Source organism: Chitinophaga chungangae, assembly GCF_017742215.1.
Classification (GTDB): domain Bacteria; phylum Bacteroidota; class Bacteroidia; order Chitinophagales; family Chitinophagaceae; genus Chitinophaga; species Chitinophaga chungangae.
In genome coordinates this window covers 1,451,650-1,470,596 of record NZ_JAGHKP010000001.1, presented here as the reverse complement: position 1 = coordinate 1,470,596, position 18,947 = coordinate 1,451,650, and the positions used below count along the sequence as shown (strand labels likewise).

The 18,947-nt window shown below is 54.0% G+C and carries 13 protein-coding genes; 8 read left to right on the top strand and 5 right to left on the bottom strand.

What is annotated here, in order from left to right:
• The first annotated feature begins 100 nt into the window (after positions 1-100).
• Complete coding sequence (locus tag J7I43_RS06145; protein WP_209144312.1) at positions 101-1,867, top strand: ATP-binding response regulator; 1,767 nt, start codon at positions 101-103, stop codon at positions 1,865-1,867.
• 187 nt (positions 1,868-2,054) lie between these two features.
• Complete coding sequence (locus J7I43_RS06140) at positions 2,055-3,071, top strand: terpene synthase family protein (protein ID WP_209144310.1); 1,017 nt, start codon at positions 2,055-2,057, stop codon at positions 3,069-3,071.
• Positions 3,072-3,691: 620 nt separating this feature from the next.
• On the opposite strand, the gene katG is transcribed toward J7I43_RS06140, so the two are convergent.
• Positions 3,692-5,968, bottom strand: coding sequence for a catalase/peroxidase HPI (gene katG / locus J7I43_RS06135; RefSeq protein WP_209144308.1), 2,277 nt, complete (start codon positions 5,966-5,968; stop codon positions 3,692-3,694).
• A gap of 298 nt (positions 5,969-6,266) precedes the next feature.
• Between katG and J7I43_RS06130 the strand changes: the two genes are divergently transcribed.
• Positions 6,267-8,660 carry an ABC transporter permease gene (locus tag J7I43_RS06130; protein WP_209144306.1) on the top strand — a complete coding sequence of 798 codons (2,394 nt, stop codon included), beginning with the start codon at positions 6,267-6,269 and terminating at the stop codon, positions 8,658-8,660.
• A gap of 332 nt (positions 8,661-8,992) precedes the next feature.
• Positions 8,993-9,343, top strand: coding sequence for a response regulator (locus J7I43_RS06125; protein WP_209144304.1), 351 nt, complete (start codon positions 8,993-8,995; stop codon positions 9,341-9,343).
• Positions 9,344-9,393: 50 nt separating this feature from the next.
• On the opposite strand, the gene J7I43_RS06120 is transcribed toward J7I43_RS06125, so the two are convergent.
• The 4 genes from J7I43_RS06120 to J7I43_RS06105 all read right to left on the bottom strand — a co-directional run bounded on the left by J7I43_RS06120 (position 9,394) and on the right by J7I43_RS06105 (position 13,650).
• A complete protein-coding gene (locus J7I43_RS06120) occupies positions 9,394-9,882 on the bottom strand; it encodes an SRPBCC family protein (protein WP_209144302.1) in 489 nt (162 codons plus the stop codon).
• A gap of 150 nt (positions 9,883-10,032) precedes the next feature.
• A complete protein-coding gene (locus tag J7I43_RS06115) occupies positions 10,033-11,211 on the bottom strand; it encodes an AGE family epimerase/isomerase (protein WP_209144300.1) in 1,179 nt (392 codons plus the stop codon).
• A complete protein-coding gene (locus J7I43_RS06110; RefSeq protein WP_209144298.1) occupies positions 11,177-12,589 on the bottom strand; it encodes an MFS transporter in 1,413 nt (470 codons plus the stop codon). The genes J7I43_RS06115 and J7I43_RS06110 overlap by 35 nt, the downstream gene beginning before the upstream one ends.
• Before the next feature lie 38 nt (positions 12,590-12,627).
• Positions 12,628-13,650: a glycoside hydrolase family 26 protein gene (locus J7I43_RS06105; RefSeq protein WP_209144296.1), complete on the bottom strand. Its 1,023-nt coding sequence runs from the start codon at positions 13,648-13,650 to the stop codon at positions 12,628-12,630.
• Positions 13,651-13,842: 192 nt separating this feature from the next.
• Here J7I43_RS06105 and J7I43_RS06100 point away from each other — a divergent pair, with 192 nt between their 5' ends.
• The 4 genes from J7I43_RS06100 (at position 13,843) to J7I43_RS06085 (ending at position 18,899) form a co-directional block, all read left to right on the top strand.
• On the top strand, positions 13,843-14,715 hold the full coding sequence (locus J7I43_RS06100; RefSeq protein ID WP_209144293.1) for a helix-turn-helix domain-containing protein: 873 nt from the start codon (positions 13,843-13,845) through the stop codon (positions 14,713-14,715).
• Between the two features lie 86 nt (positions 14,716-14,801).
• Positions 14,802-16,493, top strand: a complete 1,692-nt coding sequence (locus J7I43_RS06095) for a GMC oxidoreductase (protein WP_209144291.1) — start codon at positions 14,802-14,804, stop codon at positions 16,491-16,493.
• Position 16,494: 1 nt separating this feature from the next.
• Complete coding sequence (locus J7I43_RS06090; RefSeq protein ID WP_209144289.1) at positions 16,495-17,220, top strand: ThuA domain-containing protein; 726 nt, start codon at positions 16,495-16,497, stop codon at positions 17,218-17,220.
• Between the two features lie 5 nt (positions 17,221-17,225).
• Complete coding sequence (locus J7I43_RS06085; protein ID WP_209144287.1) at positions 17,226-18,899, top strand: carboxylesterase/lipase family protein; 1,674 nt, start codon at positions 17,226-17,228, stop codon at positions 18,897-18,899.
• The last annotated feature ends 48 nt before the right edge of the window (positions 18,900-18,947 follow it).

Genomic DNA, 18,947 nt, shown 5'->3' with positions numbered 1-18,947 from the left:
AACAACCTTAAATAGCGTTATTCATTTACAATTCATTAACAAATACACCCGCATATCAAAGAAGAATGACTTATTTTCATGCCGTCAAACCACTCCCTGAATGGTAAAACCCAAACTGCCGCAACGTTTAATTCCGGCCGGTATCAGAAAAGGCGTTCTTGCAATCGTTAATGCAGGTGTAATCACCAGTGAACCGGAACAGAACAAAAGAACGCGGGTGATCAACATCTCCAGTTTGATTGCGGCTTCACTGGTATTTTTTTTCGGCGGCGGGCTTACCATTATGTCCGGCAACACCCTCATCCTCTACCCTGCCGTCCCGGAAACCATTCTTTTTGCAAGCGCCATCCTGCTCAATCAACGCAAACAATATTTCTGGTCCTCCGTGATCTGGCATTTCACTTTTTGCTCCGCCACTTTCATCTTCGGCGTCATGCTCAGCTCCGTGATCGATGCCACCCACATGGCGGGTTACCTCATCGGGGCGCCTTTGCTGATCTTCAACCGCAAGGAAACAAAACTGCTCACCGTGTGCATCGCCTGCTCCATTGCGGCGCTAGTGGGCATTGAAGTGATCACCCAGCTGGACATCGTTGCCCCGCTGGAGATCTCCGGCAGCCTCTACCCCGTTTTCCGCGTAGCCACCTGGCTCACGGTGATCCTCCTGAACGTGGTCGTGATCCTGTTTTACCTTCAGCAGAACAATATCCTCATCGCCAGGCTCAGCAAGGCGAACAACAAGCTCAGCAATGTGAACGTAAAACTCTCGAAAGAAAGTTTTTATAAAACCGTCTACGTCAACGAAACCACCCACGAACTGCGCTCTCCGCTGAACGCATTATACGCGATCAACAAAGTGCTGCAGGACCCGGACCTCTCCGAAACAGACCGTCAGAAGATGCACGAAAGCATCGATTATTCGCTCAACCACGCCCTCGAGATCATTAACAACGTGCTGGCACTGGCGAAGATCGAATCGGGGCAAACCATACCCGTCAACATTCAAAGCCTGCAATTACGCGAATGGCTGCACAATACCGTGCAGGTGTTTATGTACCAGGCTTCCGTGCGGGAGCTCACCATCACCGCCGCCGTACATCCCGGAACGCCTGAAATGGTCAATTTCCCGCGAATACAAGTTACGCAGGTGCTGAACAACCTCGTCAGCAACGCCCTCAAATTTTCGAAAAAAGGCGGTGCGATCAGGATCGAAGCGGCGATGGAAGAGAATTTTCTTTGTCTTACCGTGCAGGACAGCGGCAAGGGCATGAGCGAAGAAACGCTTGCCAGGCTTTTCACGCCTTTCTTTTCCTCCGGAGATAACAATCCCACCGGCACCGGGCTGGGCATGCACATCGCGAAAAAGATCACCGAACAACTGGGCGGCTCCCTCACCGCGGAAACAAAAATGGGCCTGGGCAGCAAGTTCACCGCCCGGTTCAGAACAGACGTTGCCGTTTCTTCCGAAACGAACAATACCCCAAACCTTCCTGCTTTGTATCCCGCGAAGGTGCTTATTATCGACGACGATGTGGTGGGATCGCATTACTACGGCAAAATGCTGAACAACATGGGCTGCGAGGTGGAAGTGGCGCATACCGGCGCGGAAGGGCTGCAAATGGCCGAAAAAAGAAGGCCCGATATCATTTTCCTGGACATGAAACTGCCCGACATCGACGGTAAAGACCTGCTGCAGGTATTAAAATCGCATCACACGCTTTCGAGCGTGCCCGTGGTGTTCGTAACCGGTAGCAACCTGCCCGAAGAACGGGCCGCGGCATGGGACCTGGGAGCAGACGAATACGTCGTAAAGCCCATGCAGCTCTCCACCCTTACGCGCATTCTGCAGGAGCACACCTCGCACTAAAATATCACATATTCTTTCTTATTATACGTAATACATAACCGGCTGATTATAGCCATGAGTAGCCTGCGCCTTTACCGCAGGCTACTTTTTTACCTTCCCTTTAACCCTCTGAAAGCCCGCCGATTACCAGTTTAATTATATATATTCTAATTGAAATTCATAACAGTAACCATTAAACGACAAGTTTATGCAATTCATTATCCTGCCTAAGCGGCTTTATTGCCCTTTCCCGTCCCGTATTAACAGTCATGTGCTCGCAGCCGACGCTCACACCGTTCAGTGGATCCGTAAATTCGGCCTGCTTCGTTCGGAAGAACAGATTCACCAGTACCGCAAAGAAGGGTACGCGTACATGGTGGCCAGAATGTTCCCGAATGCAGACAGGGAAACGTTATGCGCGTATTCCGACCTGAACACGTTGTTATTCCTGGTAGACGATTTCCTGGACCAGAAAGACGCGATGGTGTCTGGCGGGCACGACAGCGGCTCTGTGGAGCAGTTCAGCAAACATTTCGTGGCGATCCTCGAAAACCCGGCCATTGCGCACAATAGCAAAGAACCGGTATTCGCGGCGCTGGCCGATCTTTGGGAAAGACTGATGCGCCTTGGCACCGCCGGGTGGCTGGAGAAGTACAAAAAAAGCCTGTGGCGCATTTTTCATGCCGCGCTGTGGCAGCACAAAAACATCGAAGCGGGACGCTGGCCTTCGGTGGAAGATTACATGGAACGCCGACAGTACATCGGCGCGGCAAACGTGGCGACGGACTGCGTGGAGATGATCGACCGCATCACGCTGCCATCCGAGGTTTGGGAGCACCCGGTGCTGACCGAGCTCACGGAGCTGTGCAGGAACACGGTCTGCTGGGCGAACGATCTCTTCTCCTTGTCGAAAGAACGTGAGAAAGGAGAATACCACAACCTGGTGACGATCCTGGCGCATGAAAAAAAATCCTCTTTCACCAAAGCGATCGCCAAAACCGTCGCCATTCACGATCAACAGGTGCGCCGTTTTATCCGGCTTACGGCCATGCTGCCTTCTTTCGATGAAGCGGTGGATATGGAGATCGTGCGGTATGTAGAAGGGTTAAAAGCCATCATGCGCGCGAACATCGACTGGAGCAACCACGAAACCAGCCGTTACCAGTTCCAGTACGCCGATTACAAAGTTGCGGCTGCAACCGCTGCGGTAGCGGTGCATGTTTAAATGTTGGGAAAAAAGAAATAGCCGCTGCCTGGGGGGTCTTTGGGCGGCGGTTATTTTTTATAAACGATTAAACGATGATAACAGGGCACATAAAATCCCCAATATGAAAGGAAAAGAATTATGAAATTTAACGTCGTATGCATCATTGTTATATGAACCCAGACAATTATTTTGCTGACTTTTTTGTGCACAGGATGCATTAAATTCCCTAGAATCGTAAAGGTACACTCCGGTGACCGCTTCATCCTCCTTGATACCATTTTCGAAAAGAAACCCGTAAAGGCAAAATATGATAAAAGTGACCTGAGCTACCTGTACCGGGAAATCATGAACAAAAAAGGGAAATGGGTCAAAATAGAACGCATGATCAGCGAAATGGGCATCTGCGGAACCAGCCAGCCACATGTTGACCTTACTCCGGGAGACATTGTAGACATCCCCAACAAACTGGCATTGTGCACCGTCCGTCCGTTCTATCATTTACATTACCGAACATCTCGGGCACTTTTAGCATGACGCAATAATGGAGCGAAAATATCAGTGAGGAAAAAATGTTGAAACCGGATAAGAAAAGGGGCGCCACATTCAGCGCCCCTTTCAATGATCTATATCTATCCCAATCACGCCAAATCAAACCTGTCCAGATTCATCACTTTATTCCAGGCCGCCACGAAATCTTTCACGAATTTCCCCTGTGCATCGGCGCTGCCGTACACTTCCGCGATGGCCCGCAGTTCGGCGTTGGAGCCGAATACGAGGTCCGCACGGGTGGCCGTCCATTTCTTTTTGCCGGAGGCGCGGTCGCTGCCTTCGTACAGTTCTTTGTTTTCAGATGCGGCTTTCCATGCGGTGCGCATGTCGAGCAGGTTGATGAAAAAGTCGTTGGTGAGCTGGCCCGGGCGCGTGGTGAAAACGCCATGTTGCGAACCGTCGAAGTTCGTGCCCAGCACGCGTAAACCACCTACCAGCACCGTAAGCTCGGGCGCTGAAAGTGTGAGCAGGTGCGCTTTGTCGATCAGCAGCTCTTCGGTGGACACATGCAGCCTCGATTTGCGGAAGTTGCGGAAACCATCTGCCTGCGGCTCCAGGAAACTTACGGATTCCACATCGGTCTGCTCCTGAGACGCGTCCATGCGGCCGGGGGTAAACGGTACGCTCACGGCCTGCCCCGCGTCTTTCGCGGCGACTTCCACTGCGGCGCAACCAGCCAATACGATCAGGTCTGCCAGCGACACTTTTTTACCGCCGGTCTGCGCTTTATTAAAATCTTTCTGAATGCCTTCCAGTTTGTCCAGCACTTTCTGCAGCTGCGGCGGGTTGTTCACCACCCAGAATTTCTGCGGCGCCAGGCGGATGCGCGCGCCGTTGGCGCCGCCGCGTTTGTCCGACCCGCGGAAGGTGGAAGCCGAAGCCCATGCCGTGGACACCAGTTCCGATACGGTCAGGCCGGAAGACAAAATTTTCGTTTTCAGTTCCGCAACGTCTTTCCCATCGATCAAAGCATGGTCTACTTCCGGGATCGGGTCCTGCCAGAGCAGCTCTTCCTGCGGCACGTCAGGACCGAGGTAACGGGCGCGGGGGCCCATATCGCGGTGCGTCAGTTTAAACCATGCCCGCGCAAATGCATCCGCAAATGCGTCCGGGTTTTCCAGGAAACGCCTCGATATTTTTTCATACACCGGGTCGAACCGCAAGGAAAGATCGGTGGTGAGCATGGTGGGCAGGTGTTTCTTTGAACCGTCGAATGCGTCGGGGATAATGTTCTCCGCATTTTTAGCTACCCACTGATGTGCGCCGGCGGGGCTTTTCGTCAGTTCCCATTCAAAGGCGAAGAGGTTTTCGAAGAAGTTGTTGCTCCATTTGGTGGGTGTTTTTGTCCAGATCACTTCGAGGCCGCTGGTGATGGTATCCGCTCCTTTACCGGAACCAAAACTGTTGCTCCAGCCAAGACCCTGCTGCTCCAATCCCGCCGCTTCAGGTTCTTTGCCCACGTGCGTGGAGGGCGCGGCGCCATGCGTTTTACCAAAGCTATGCCCGCCAGCGATCAGCGCTACGGTCTCTTCATCGTTCATCGCCATGCGGCCGAACGTATCACGGATATCTTTCGCCGCGGCGATCGGGTCGGGATTGCCGTCAGGCCCTTCGGGGTTCACATAGATCAGGCCCATCTGCACCGCGGCCAGCGGTTTTTCGAGATTGCGGGAGTGAATATCGCCGTCCGCATCGTCGTCAGACGATACTACGCCGTGTTCTTTCGGCACGCCGTGCGAACCGTGCGCATAACGCAGATCGCCGCCCAGCCAGGTGTTTTCAGAGCCCCAGTATACGTCTTCATCGGGCTCCCACACGTCTGCACGGCCGCCTGCAAAACCGAAAGTTTTAAAGCCCATCGATTCCAGCGCGATATTGCCGGTGAGGATCAGCAGGTCCGCCCACGATATTTTGTTGCCGTATTTCTGTTTGATGGGCCATAGCAGCCTGCGGGCTTTATCAAGGCTCACGTTATCGGGCCAGCTGTTGAGCGGCGCGAAACGTTGCTGGCCGGAGCCTGCGCCGCCACGACCGTCGCCTACGCGGTAAGTGCCCGCGCTATGCCAGGCCATGCGGATGAACAGCGGGCCGTAATGCCCGAAATCTGCCGGCCACCAGTCCTGCGAATCGGTCATCAGCGCATGAAGGTCTTTTTTCACCGCGTCCAGGTCGAGGCTTTTGAAAGCTTCGGCATAGTTAAAATCTTCATCCATCGGGTTCGATAACGACGAGTGCTGACGCAGGATATTGAGCTTTAACTGGTCCGGCCACCAGTCGCGGTTCCTGGTGCCGCCGCCGCCAACGTTTGGTTTCATGCTCCCGTTGTGGAACGGGCATTTGCTAATGTCTTGAGACTCTTTTTCCATTTTTAATTATTTATGGGATTGAAGAATACTTGCCGACCCATGAGGGGGCGCAGGTTGGTAAAAGTAGCATATTGACAATATAATCAAAATCTATTAATTCTATATTTTAATAGTTAAAACCTATTTACTTCCCCCTTCGCTGAACATATAACAACTCAAAAAAGCACGATGTTCGCCACGTTGTCCGTTAGCGGAGGACGTTTGTCCGCATACGAACAAGTTAAATAAATTTAAAATGCGTAATTCCCATTCAACAAATACCCCTCCCGGCTGGCAGTATTCTTGTAATTTCCGGAACATGCTGAAAAACTACTTCGTAATCGCCTGGCGGAATCTCAGGAAAGACAAGCTATATGCTTTCCTGAATATCATCGGTCTTGCAGTGGCCACAGCCGCCTTTCTCCTGATCGTCAACTTCGTCAGGTTCGAGCAGAGTTATGAAAACTTCCATCACAACGCCCCCGATATTTTCCGCGTGACCACCCAACTGTACAAAGGTTCGGAACTGGTCTTCCACGATTGTGAAACCTATCCCCCCATGGGCCCGCTGCTGAAAAAAGACATGCCGGAAGTGAAGGATTTCGTGCGTGTGCAGGACATGGCGGAAAGACGCGAAGTACGTGCGGGCGACAAATATTTCCAGTTGAACAAGATCTACGCCGCAGACCCGTCGATGTTTACGATATTCGATTACGAATTCATCGAAGGCGACCCGCAAACCGCGCTGCGCAGGCCGATGGAAGCAGTACTTACGGAAACTACGGCAAAACAATTATTCGGCCCCGGCCCCGCGCTCGGCAAAACATACCTGAACCAGCAATACCTGTACACGGTAACGGGCGTCATCAAAGACGTGCCGCCCAACACACACCTGAAGTTCGACCTGCTCATGTCTTTTTCCTCCCTCGAAAAAATGGGCTGGCGGATAACGGACAACTGGAACGGCAACAATAATTATCTCTACCTGCTGATGGCGCCCGGCACGGACGTTGCCGCCTTCAACCAGAAGCTGCGCAAGGTTTCCGCAGAAAGACTGGAAAACGAAGTGGCGGTGGCCGAGCCCGCGAAAGATATTCATCTTTACTCCCATAAAGGTTATGAACCGGAAATAAACGGCGATGCCAAAACGGTGCAGTTTCTCACCATCACGGCGCTGCTGGTGCTGCTGGTGGGCGCGGTGAATTATGTGAACATGACCACCGCCCGCTCCGCCGAACGCATCAAAGAGATCGCCATGCGGAAAGTTCTGGGCTCCTCGCGCGGCCTGCTGATAGGCCAGCTGCTCGCGGAAACCCTCCTGGTGAACCTTTTCGCGATGGGGCTATCGCTGCTGATCGTTTGGCTGAGCCTCCCAGCCTATTTTGCTTTGATCGGCCGGCCGGTGCAGAACGACTTTTTTATAACATCATCTTTCTGGCTGATCTGCATGGGCCTGTTCCTGCTCAACTGTTTGCTCTCCGGTCTGTATCCCGCCATGGTATTGTCCGCCGTAAAACCTGTGAGCATCACCAAAAGGTACCACACCTCGCGCGGCGGCAACCTGTTCCGCAAGGTCTTGGTCACCGGGCAGTTTGCGGCGGCGCTGCTCGTATTGTCCGCTTCGTTTGTGGTGTACCGGCAACTGGCGTTCCTGCGCGGCCAGGACATGGGGTTGGACGCGAAAAACCTGCTGGTTGTAGATGGCCCGCTTTCCAACGGCTCCGATTCCGCGCGTGTGCAAACTGGCATCGTATTAAAAAATGAACTGAAGAACCTTCCCGGCGTAAAAACGGTAACGCTTTGCGAAGGGCTGCCCGGTGTGGACATGGACGTGCTGAATACAACCGTAGGCGTCACCCGCCTCGGTTCAGAAGAAGGCAAAGGCTACAGTTTCACCTACTTCGGCATCGACGAAGATTTTGTGCCCGCGATGAAAATGCGCCTTGCCGCCGGTGAAAATTTCAGGGACGGGTCTGCCCGCCGCAGAGAGGTGCTGATCAACGAAGAAGCCGCCAGGTTGCTCGGTTTCAAAAGCCCCGCGGAAGCAATTGGCCGAAAGATCAACGGCCGCTCGTTCGGCGTGCCGGAAGCCGCCATTGCCGGCGTGATCAAAAATTACAACCAGCAGTCTCTGAAAAACGCGGTGCCGCCGATCATCCATCATTATATAGACGAGCCTAATTTCTTCGGCGTAAAACTCGCTACCGGCGACGTAAGCGCTACGCTGGCGCAGGTAAAAAAGGTTTGGGAAAAACAGTACCCCGGCTACGCGTTCAACTATCATTTTATGAACGATATGTTCGACGAACAATACAAGGCAGACCAGCAGTTTGAAAAGATCGCGCGCGTGTTTTCCATCTTTATCCTGCTCATCACCTGCATGGGCGTACTGGGACTAACGGCGTACAATATCGCGCGGCGTACGAGGGAGATCGGCATCCGCAAAGTGCTGGGCGCTTCGGTAACAGGCATCGTAACCTTGTTGTCTAAAGATTTTATCCGGCTGGTGTTTATCTCCGCGATCATCGCTTCGCCTCTCGCATGGCTGGCGATGCACCGCTGGCTGCAGGATTTTGCGTACCGTATTGAATTAAAGTGGTGGATGTTTGCTCTCCCGGGGCTGGCAGCGCTGTCCGTAGCGCTTTTCACCATCGGTTTCCAATCGGTAAAAGCCGCGCTGACAAACCCCGTGAAATCTTTAAGATCTGAATAATGTTGATTGAAATACGAGTAAAAAGAGCCGTGCCTGTTTAGGCGCGGCTCTTCGTTTTATTCCCTGCCGGAAAGGAACAGCAGTAAAATAAATTGCTAACCATAGCAGTTATTTCGTTAACTTCGCCTCTCATACTTCAAGATTTTCACTTCGGCGCATCGCAGGCCTTCATTTTGTCACATCTTTTATGTTCTACGCCCGGCCTCCTTTGGGGAGATCTCGTTAATTCGTCGGTTGCCGTGCGTCCGGATGCCTACAGCGGCTCCTGATCATGTTTTAAGAATGACTACAACCGCTGCTGATTCGTATTTGCGAACAAATACCTCCGCACGATGGCTAAAATCCTTATCGTGGACGACGATCCTTCCATACTGGAAGCCATTTCCCTGGTGCTTACGCGTAAAAACATCGACGTTGTATCGCTCAACGACGCCTCAACGTTACAGTCTGCCCTCAGGGAACAGGAACCCGATATGCTGTTAATGGATATTTTTATGGGAATATTCGACGGCAGGAACCTCTGCCGCGAGATCAAACGGTCTCAAACGGACATACCCGTCGTTTTAATCTCCGGGCACGTCGTTTCGAACGAATCCGTCGCCGAATGTTACGCCGATGCGCTGCTCATCAAGCCTTTCCGCCTGAACGAGCTGTACGATGTTATTGAAAAATTCCTGCATTAGTCTCTGTTCAATGCACCCCCTGGTTTAAGCCAAAATAATGCTGCAGGTTATTATTTCTTCCGCGCGAGCAATCCCTCGTTAAACACGCTTTCCATGTCCTTCGGCGTAGGTTTCCCCTTGCCCGTGGCGATCAGGTCGCGCAGGCTGTCTTTCACGTAATGCGTCCAGGCGTCGTGGCAGATGTCGAAACATTCATCAGCCGGCGTCAGGCCCTGGTGGGTGAAACGCACTTCTGTTTTGCCGTTTTTGGGAGTGATGTCGAACACGATGTCCGTGTTTTTCCATTCCTCTTTGTCTTTCGTGAACTGGAAATAATTGTCCAGCACATGCCAGGAAACTTTTTTCCCGGGCTCCAGGGCCATCACTTTTATTTTGGTGAGATGAACGTCTTTGTAATGATAATTGAATACACTGCCCGGTTTGTCCGTATCCCCTTCGATGTTTTCGCTCCACCAGCCGCGTACGTTGTTGATGGCTTTGTAGGCTTCCTGCGGGGTTTGGTCTACCAGTATGGTAGCTGTAAAATCTTGCTGTTTCATGGATTTCATTTTTTGTTACCACGAAGCTACGGCCTGTTCCGGCAACGGAAGGTATGGGATTCAGACATTCCCGCGGGTTGGTTTGGACATTTTTAGGAGTGAAAGTCTCCGGGCATCAAAAAACCGCCTTGCGGGCGGTTTCATTATCTTCTAAGTCAGGCGGCGGATGCCTTCCAAACAGGCTCTCGCATTGTGGTACGGGCACTTCCAAAGCCCCGCCTTATCTTCCTGCATGGGTTTCCCTTCCGCATCGATGCCCCAAAACCATTCGCCATGCTGTTTGTCGAGAATGCTGCGCCGGATGAACTGCCAGCTGGCTTCCGCCTGCCGCAGAAAACGTTCTTTCCTGCTTAATTGCCATGCGTTGAGAAAACCTACAACAGCTTCCGCCTGCGGCCACCAATGTTTCTCCCGCACCAGGTGATCCGCGTCCGCATCGTATTCGTACCACATCCCGCCGTCTTCGTCCACGCCTTCCAGCGCGGTTTCGGCCATGCGCACCGCTACTTCCCGGAACTTTTGGATCACTTCTTCCGCTTTGATGATCTCCGCGGCTTCCTGCATCAGCCAGGCCGCTTCTATGTCGTGCCCATACGAAACAAGGTTCCCTTTCACCTGCCAGCGCTCATCGAAAAACAACGACAAACGGTTTTTGTTTGTGTTGAGCATCTTATCGTAAAACACGTTCAAAAGACCGATGATACTGCGTTTGAGGCCATCATCCGGCCAAACCGTATAAAGGTTCGCATACGCTTCCAGCACATGCAGGTGCGTGTTCATCGTCTTTTTTTCATTCGCGTCTTTCGCGCTCAGGCGCAGGTCTTTCAGTTCGCCCCAGTCGCGGGAAAACGCTTCGAAATAACCGCCATGCTCCGGGTCGTATGCATGTTGTTCGATCAACCGGTACAGCGCAATGGCCTGCTCCTTTGCAAGTTCTTCGCCGGCGGCTTTGTAATATTCGCTGAAAGCGTACGCGGCGAAAGACAATGCATAGATCTGCTTTTTCGTGTCCACCGGTTTGCCGGTGTAGTCCACCGTCCAGTACACGCCGCCGAATTCGGTATCGATAAAATGTTCGGTGATGTAAGCGTACGCGCGCCGCGCCGTGGCGATGTATTCCGGCCGCGCATCGTAACGGTGGGCCACGGAAAACGTCCACAATATCCGTGCGTTCAGCACCACGCCCTTCAGTGCATACGCATCGGCCGCTCCGTTGTGCATGATCCTGCCTTTAAAACCGCCATGCCGTTCGTCGATCGTATGTTCCATCCAGAACCGGAGAATGTTCTCCAGCTCAGTTTGTAATTCCTTCCTGAATGTTCCCTGCATAACTGCCTGATTTTCTTTTTTCCGCCAGCGAGCCGGCAATTTCCGCGATACGCGCTTCCGATAAAGGGTACATCGCGATAAACACGATAGACAATACCGACCCCGCCGCGGGCAGCAGGCTCAGCATCAGCACGATGCCGGTTTGCGCCGCATCGCCCTGCACTGCGTTGGCTTGGAATCCGAATGCCGCCAGCAGCCAGCCCGTCAACGCGCCGCCGCAGGTCCAGCCCAGCTTCTGCGACATGGAAGACGATGAGAATATCAACCCCGTGGCCCTCCTGCCCGTGCGCCATTCGGAATAATCCACAATATCCGCATACATGCTCCACAGCAGCGGGAAAATGATGCCCGCGCAAATGCTGATAAAAAACTGGAACAGGAAAATGAGCGTCAGCTGATCTCTCCGCAGCCAGTAGAACACGATGCTCAACACCGAAGCGATCACCATTGCGCCGAGGTAGGTTTTCTTTTTGCCGATGCGGTTGGCCACCGGCGAGGCCAGCACCACGCCGATGATGTTCGCGCCCTGCCCCAGCATGAGGTATAGCGTAGACCACGTAATACTGAGGCTGCCCCAGCTGAATGCGCCGTTATCCGCCACGTAATATTTGAAATAATACAGCGTGGCGCCGTCGCGAATGCTGTTGAAGATAAGCGCCGCCACGCCCGCGCCCAGCAATATCCACCAGGGCCGGTTGTGCAGCAGGTCTTTAAAATCGTCTTTTAACGCCGTATTCCCTTCCTGTATCGGCCGCACTCTTTCCTTCACCCATGCAAAACACAGCAGGAACAGGGTGACGCAGATCACAGCGATGACCGAAACAGACAACTGCCAGGCCGTTTGCACGCTGGCGAAACCTGAAAAATAATCCACCAGCGGCTCCAGCATCCCCAGCGCGATAAAGCTGCCCGCAAATGCAAAGGCCATCCTGAAAGACGCCAGGGTATTGCGGTCGCGGCTGTCCGGCGAAATAACGCCCAGCAGCGACGCATACGGCACATTGATGAGCGAGTAGATCATCATCATGAGCGAATAGGTAATGTAGGCATACACCAGCATGCCCGCCGGCGAAAGCCCCGGCGTGGTGAAGGTGAGCACGCCGATCACGCCGAAAGGCACGGCGGTGAGCAGCAGGTACGGCCTGAACTTTCCCCAGCGGCTGTGCGTCCTGTCCGTCATGATGCCCACCACCGGGTCGAAAGCAGTGTCCCAGATGCGGGTGATGAGAAACATGGTGCCCGCCGCCGCGGCGTTGATGCCCATTACGTCCGTATAAAAAAACAGGAGGTACATGCCGAAGAGTTTCCAGAACATAGACGAGGCCATGTCTCCAAACCCGTAGCCGATCTTTTCCCGCAGCGATAATTGTTGATGCATGTTAAGTTGGTTCTGATTGATAAAAATGCCGGCGCGGCTCACCATCCGGGCATCTGGCCGAGCGTAACGATGTTGCCGGCCTCTGCCAGCGATCTGATCTCCTGTTCGGAATTATGTTCGAACGTAAGCTCAGACCATCCCATAAAAAACGTCCACAACGGCTGGTCTTTCAGCTGCGCCGCCGTGGGGTAACGCTGGCATTCCCCGATGGCGATGGGTTTGCCGCCGGAGGCTTTTACGATGATGTCGTATTTTTCCTTGGAATAACCGCTGCCATCGTCGTACACGTCCAGCGCCAGCATATCGAAATAAGCATTGCCGGGGTGATAGGTTTGCGCATCCGAGGCGAGGGTTTTAAAATCCTGGATATCCCACACCCAGATGAGATTGCTTAATCCTTTTGTTTTTGTCATGTAATCATGCGTGATCTGCCAGAGCTTCGCGGTGCCTTGCGGGCCAGGCCTTCCGCCCCACCAGAACACGCCCTGGTTCATTTCATGCAGCGGGCGCCAGAGCACTTCCACACCTTGGTCTTCCAGCTGCTGCAGGTATACGCTCACTTCGTCCATCATCTTTTTCCATTTGCCGTTCAGCGGCGTGCCGTTGGTGATCAGTTCCTGCCATTGTTCGTTGGTCAGCTTGCTTTTCACGCCCTGGTCGTCCCACCCGCAGGGCTGTGCCAGCGCCGGGTTGCAGGCATGCCACATAATGTTCACCACCGCGCCTTTTTTCCATTGACGCGCCGCTTCATCGATCATCTTCTGGCGGTTGTTGATATTATCCGCCTGGAAAAGAAAATCGCCGCTCCACAGGCCGGGATACTTCCCGGTTACGGCGTGTACTTTTTCCGTCCATACTGCGGGGGTGGCATTCGGCTCACGATTGTGAATACCCAGCAGCGTTTTTTTGCCGGATATTTTGGTAAGATAATCGAGCACCTTGAAAGTTTTGCCCGGAGGGTCTGCCTGCTCTCCTTTTTCTTTTCCCGAGCTGCATGCGGGCATCAGGCCGACAGCCAATAAAATAAGCCCTGTAAAAATGTGTATGGAAAATTTCTTCATAGCGGTGGAATGTGGTTGATGCACAAATCTAACAAGCGGAGCGTCATTTCACATAGTACATATTTATCCATTCAAGGTATTTTCTTATCCCGCCTCCGCCGAAAGCCCTTATCAACCGCCAAATACGTCAAATTTTCAAGTTAATACTTTTACGACCGATTTTTCACTATTTTTATGTGTAAAGCGTTTATCATGAACCAGGAGATCCTGCGCGAGATCACGCCGCTTACTGGGCACGATTGTTTCACGATGTTCGCGCGTGAAAAAAAAGGCTTCGATTTCCCTTTGCATTTCCATGATGAGTTCGAGCTGAATTTCATCCGCAACGCCAAAGGCGCTCAACGCATCGTGGGCGATCATATGGACGAGATCGGCGGGCTGGAACTGGTGCTGGTGGGGCCAAACCTGCCACATGGCTGGTTCACGCACCGCTGCCGCTCAAGGTCCATTTACGAGGTCACCATCCAGTTTCACCGCGATTTTCTGCCCGCGGCGCTGCTCAACCGCAACCAGCTGAGCTTTATCAAAAACATGCTGGAAAAGGCTTCCCGGGGCATTTTATTTTCGCGCGCGGCAGCGGAGCAATACGCGGGGCGCATCGAGGCGCTGGAAAAACAGCAGGGTTTCGATTCCGTGCTGGAGCTGTTGTCTATCCTCCAGGGGCTTTCCACCACCGACCTGCGCATGCTGTCTTCCGCGCCCGCGCAGGACGGGGCGCAGCAGCACACCAGCCGCCGCATTCAAAAGGCCATGGAATACATGCACCAGCATTTCGACGATACCGTTTCCCTGCGCGAAGTGGCCGCGCTGGCGAATATGACCGAAGTATCATTCAGCCGCTTCTTCAAAAAACGCACCGGCAATACCTTTATAGAAGTATTAAACGAGATCAGGATGGGCAATGCCTCGCGCATGCTGATAGACACTACGCACACGGTGCATGAAATAGCCTACCAGTGCGGATTCAACAATCTTTCCAACTTCAACCGCACCTTCCGGAAAAAGAAAAACTGCACGCCTACCGAATACCGGCAACGGTTCGCCGGCTCCCGCATTTTTGTTTGAAGGATCAGAATTTGTCATAATTGCATTATTCCCCCGCAGGCGGGCATGTTATATTTGTTGCAAGGCACAAGCGCCTTTTCCATGTTATGCGAAACATATACGACGCCATCGTGATCGGCTCCGGCATCAGCGGCGGCTGGGCGGCAAAAGAGCTTTGTGAGAAAGGATTGAAAACGCTCGTGCTCGAGCGCGGCGGGCCGGTGGAACATGTAAAGGACTATACCACCGCCACCACGCCTCTGTGGGAGCTGCCGCGCCATGGCGCCGCCACGCTCGAAGCGCGCCGCGAAAGTCCCATCCAGAGCACGATCTATGCCTGGGAAGACGCGAGCCGGCGTTTTTTTGTTTCCGATAAAGAACATCCTTACATCCAGGCGAAACCCTTCGGCTGGATACGCGGGTACCAGACCGGCGGCCGTTCGCTGGTATGGGGCCGGCAAAGCTACCGTTTCGGCGACCTCGATTTTGAAGCGAATGCGAAAGACGGCGTAGGCGTAGACTGGCCCCTCCGTTACAAAGATCTCGCGCCCTGGTACAGCTATGCGGAGCGGTTCGCCGGCATCAGCGGCGCGGCGGAAGGCATCCCGCATTTACCGGACGGCGAATTCCTGCCCGCCATGGAAATGAATTGCGTGGAGAAGGAAGTGAAACGCAGGCTGGAAGAGGCTTACCACGGTGAAAGAAAATTCATCATGGGCCGCGTGGCCAATCTCACGAAAGCCGTTCACGGCCGCGGCCCCTGCCAGTACCGGAACCGCTGTCATCTCGGCTGCCCCTTCGGCGGGTATTTCAGCAGCAATTCCGCCACACTGCCCGCTGCGGCGGCTACCGGCAATCTCACGCTGCGCCCGCATTCCGTGGCAACTGAAATATTGTACGATAAAGATAAACGCCGTGCTACGGGCGTACGCATCACCGACGCGCAAACCCTGCAAAGCGAAGAATTCCACGCGAAGATCATTTTTGTAAATGCTTCCACCATCGCCACCGCCGCGCTGCTGCTGGCTTCAACGTCTGAAGTGTTCCCGCAGGGAATGGGCAACGGCTCCGGCCAGCTCGGTCGCAACCTGATCAATCATCACGTGGGCGCGGGCGCCAGCGGAACGTTCGAGGGCATGAAGGACGTGTATTATTACGGCAAACGCGCAAACGGCCCCTACATCCCGCGTTTCAGGAACATCGGCGGAACCTCCCGCCGCAGCGATTATCTCCGTGGCTTTGCGTACCAATGTAGCGCAGAAAGAGGAAATTTCCGGAGAGATCACGACGCATTAGGCATCGGCGCAGGACTGAAAGAAGCGCTTTCCGAGCCCGGCGATTGGACGATGAGCCTCGGCGGTTTCGGCGAAGTGCTGCCTTACGAAGAAAACAGGATCGGCCTTCACCCTTCCCTCAAAGACAAATGGGGCCAGCCTTTGGTCGTGATCGACTGCGAGATCAAACAAAATGAAAAGAACATGCGTGCGGACATGATCGCCAGCGCCGCCGAAATGCTTGAAAAAACCGGCTTCAAAAACATCCGCACGTTCGACCGCGCCAACGATCCGCAGGCCCGCGTATTAAGCGTTCATGAAATGGGCACCGCACGCATGGGCCGCGATCCGCGCACATCCGTGCTGAATGCGCATAACCAGCTGCATGAAGTGCCCAACGTGTTCGTGACGGACGGCGCATGTATGACCTCTTCCGCCTGCCAGAACCCTTCGCTCACCTACATGGCGCTCACTGCCCGCGCCTGCGCTTTCGCGGTGGATGAGCTTAAAAAAAGAAATCTTTGATATGCAATTTTCCAGGCACCTCGTTATCTCGCTGCTGCTGGGCGTTTCCGTCCACACAAGTTCCGCGCAGCAGCCTAAAATACTCGTGTTCTCCAAAACGGAGGGCGGCTACCGCCACACGTCCATCGAAGCGGGAAAGATCATGTTCATCAACACCGCAAAACAATACGGCATCGCGGCGGATACTACCGAAGATGCAACCTGGTTCACGCCCGCAAAACTTTCCCAATACAAAACATTGGTATTCCTCAGCACCCGCGGCAATGTGCTGGACAGTACGCAACAGCTCGCACTGATGGACTACATCCATACAGGCGGCGGTTTCGTCGGCATTCACGCCGCCACCACCACCGAATACGAATGGCCCTGGTACAACCGCCTGGCCGGCGCCTGGTTCGATGGCCATCCCGAGCCGCAGCAGGCCCTTTACCGCGTGACGGACAAAAATTTTCCCGCTACCAATCATTTGCCCGATACTTTCCGGCATTACGATGAAGTGTATAACTTTAAGTCCGTGCAGGATTCGCTGCATTATCTCATTACCGTAGAGGAAAACAGCTATTCCGGCGGAAAAATGGGCAGTCCGCACCCCGTTTGCTGGTACCGTGAATTTGAAGGCGGCCGCTCGTTTTATATCGGGCTGGGGCATTTCGAAAAAGATTACGAAGACCCGTTTTTCCTATCCATCGTCTGGAAAGGCATTCAATGGGCCATGCAACTCAAATAAACGTTATGAACCTGAACAGAAGAAACTTTATCCGGAAAATGGGCGCAGGCTCCGCAGCCGCGGGAGCCGCCGCAATATTGCCTTTCAGCGCCATGGGCATCGCAGGCTGCACGGAAGGGACGCCCGCCGCCGAAGACGATGCGCCGCCGCTGCAGATCGGTGAAAACATCGCGCTGGCGGAAACCGCGGCGGGAAAAGTAAAAGGATTTATCCTGCGCGGCATCACCACTTTTCTTGGCATTCCTTATGCGGCCGCTGCCAGCGGCGCAAACCGTTTTATGGGCCCACAGGAAATGAAGCCCTGGCAAGGCGTCCGCCCCGCGGTGTTTTACGGCAATTCCGCGCCGCAGGATGTGTACGGCCGTGCTTCCACTTCGTACGACGCGTTTATCGACCACTGGAACTACGACGAGATCAGCGAGGATTGTCTCACCCTGAACATCTGGACGCCTGCCCTGGACGGTAAAAAACGTCCTGTGCTCGTATGGCTGCATGGCGGCGGTTTCAGCAGGGGCAACGGCATCGAGCAGGACGGTTACCACGGCGAAAATTTTTCGCGTTACGGCGATGTGGTGTTCGTATCGCTCAATCACCGCCTGGGCCCGATCGGTTTTACCGATCTGTCTGGCATAGGCGGCGAAGCCTATGCCGATTCCGGTAACGCGGGCATGCTGGACATTGTGGCGGCCCTTCGCTGGGTGAATAAAAACATCGCGCAATTCAGCGGCGACGCGGATAATGTAACGATCGCAGGACAATCGGGTGGCGGCGCGAAAGTTTGTACGCTGGCGGCCATGCCTTCCGCGAAAGGCTTGGTCCATAAAGGCGTTTCGCTGAGCGGTTCTTCTACATCCGGCATCAGTAAAGAATATGCGCAGAAACTCGGCGCGTATATCGTAAAAGAGGCCGGGCTTACCGCTTCCGGCCTTGCCGCGCTGCAGCAAATGCCGTGGAAGGAATACCTTGCACTGGCAGACCGCGCCGCTTCGAAACTGCAAAAAGAACAACCTGTGCCCGGCATGCGCCGCGGCAGCTTCGGCCCGGTGGCAGACGGCATTCAGCTGCCAACCGGCAATTATTTCGAGCCTCGCGCCACGCACCCCGACATCCCGATGCTATTCTGCAGCACTTTCCACGAAAGCTCGCCCAGCCGTGCGGATGCAAGCGTGGAAAATATTTCCATGCAGGACGTGACAGAACGGCTGAAACCCGCTTACGGAGCGCGTTCCGCGGAAGTGGCGCAGGCTTACGCCAAAGTTTTTCCCGATGCAAAACCAGTCGAAATACTGGCGCTCGTTCGCTCCAACCGTTCGGCCGTAGTGGAATCCGCCACCGCCAAACTGCGGCAAAGTTCACCGGTATACATGGCCTGGTTCGGCTTCTGCCCTCCCCTGTTCGACGGCCGCATGCGCGCGTTCCATTGTCTGGACATCAGTTTCTGGTTCCTCAACACAGACCTCATGCTCAGTCATACCGGCGGCGGAAGCAGACCGCGCAAGCTCTCCGCGAAAATGGCGGACGCGCTGCTGCAATTCATGCGCAACGGCAATCCCAACGTATCCGCATTGCCGCAATGGCCCGCATTTAGCGCAGCCAATGGCGAAACGATGATACTGAACGACACCTGCGAAGTAAAAAACGACCCCGACCGCGCTGCGCGGCAGGTATTGCAGGGATAAAAAATTCAGCGGCAGGATCTCCTTACGGTCCTGCCGCTTTACAATATC

Coding starts and splice junctions, on each gene's coding strand:
- J7I43_RS06085 (WP_209144287.1), top strand. CDS start 17,226: ATGAACCTGAACAGAAGAAACTTTATCCGGAAAATGGGCGCAGGCTCC.
- J7I43_RS06120 (WP_209144302.1), bottom strand. CDS start 9,882: ATGAAACAGCAAGATTTTACAGCTACCATACTGGTAGACCAAACCCCG.
- J7I43_RS06095 (WP_209144291.1), top strand. CDS start 14,802: ATGCGAAACATATACGACGCCATCGTGATCGGCTCCGGCATCAGCGGC.
- J7I43_RS06090 (WP_209144289.1), top strand. CDS start 16,495: ATGCAATTTTCCAGGCACCTCGTTATCTCGCTGCTGCTGGGCGTTTCC.
- J7I43_RS06140 (WP_209144310.1), top strand. CDS start 2,055: ATGCAATTCATTATCCTGCCTAAGCGGCTTTATTGCCCTTTCCCGTCC.
- J7I43_RS06125 (WP_209144304.1), top strand. CDS start 8,993: ATGGCTAAAATCCTTATCGTGGACGACGATCCTTCCATACTGGAAGCC.
- J7I43_RS06100 (WP_209144293.1), top strand. CDS start 13,843: ATGAACCAGGAGATCCTGCGCGAGATCACGCCGCTTACTGGGCACGAT.
- J7I43_RS06115 (WP_209144300.1), bottom strand. CDS start 11,211: ATGCAGGGAACATTCAGGAAGGAATTACAAACTGAGCTGGAGAACATT.
- J7I43_RS06105 (WP_209144296.1), bottom strand. CDS start 13,650: ATGAAGAAATTTTCCATACACATTTTTACAGGGCTTATTTTATTGGCT.
- J7I43_RS06145 (WP_209144312.1), top strand. CDS start 101: ATGGTAAAACCCAAACTGCCGCAACGTTTAATTCCGGCCGGTATCAGA.
- J7I43_RS06130 (WP_209144306.1), top strand. CDS start 6,267: ATGCTGAAAAACTACTTCGTAATCGCCTGGCGGAATCTCAGGAAAGAC.
- J7I43_RS06110 (WP_209144298.1), bottom strand. CDS start 12,589: ATGCATCAACAATTATCGCTGCGGGAAAAGATCGGCTACGGGTTTGGA.
- katG (WP_209144308.1), bottom strand. CDS start 5,968: ATGGAAAAAGAGTCTCAAGACATTAGCAAATGCCCGTTCCACAACGGG.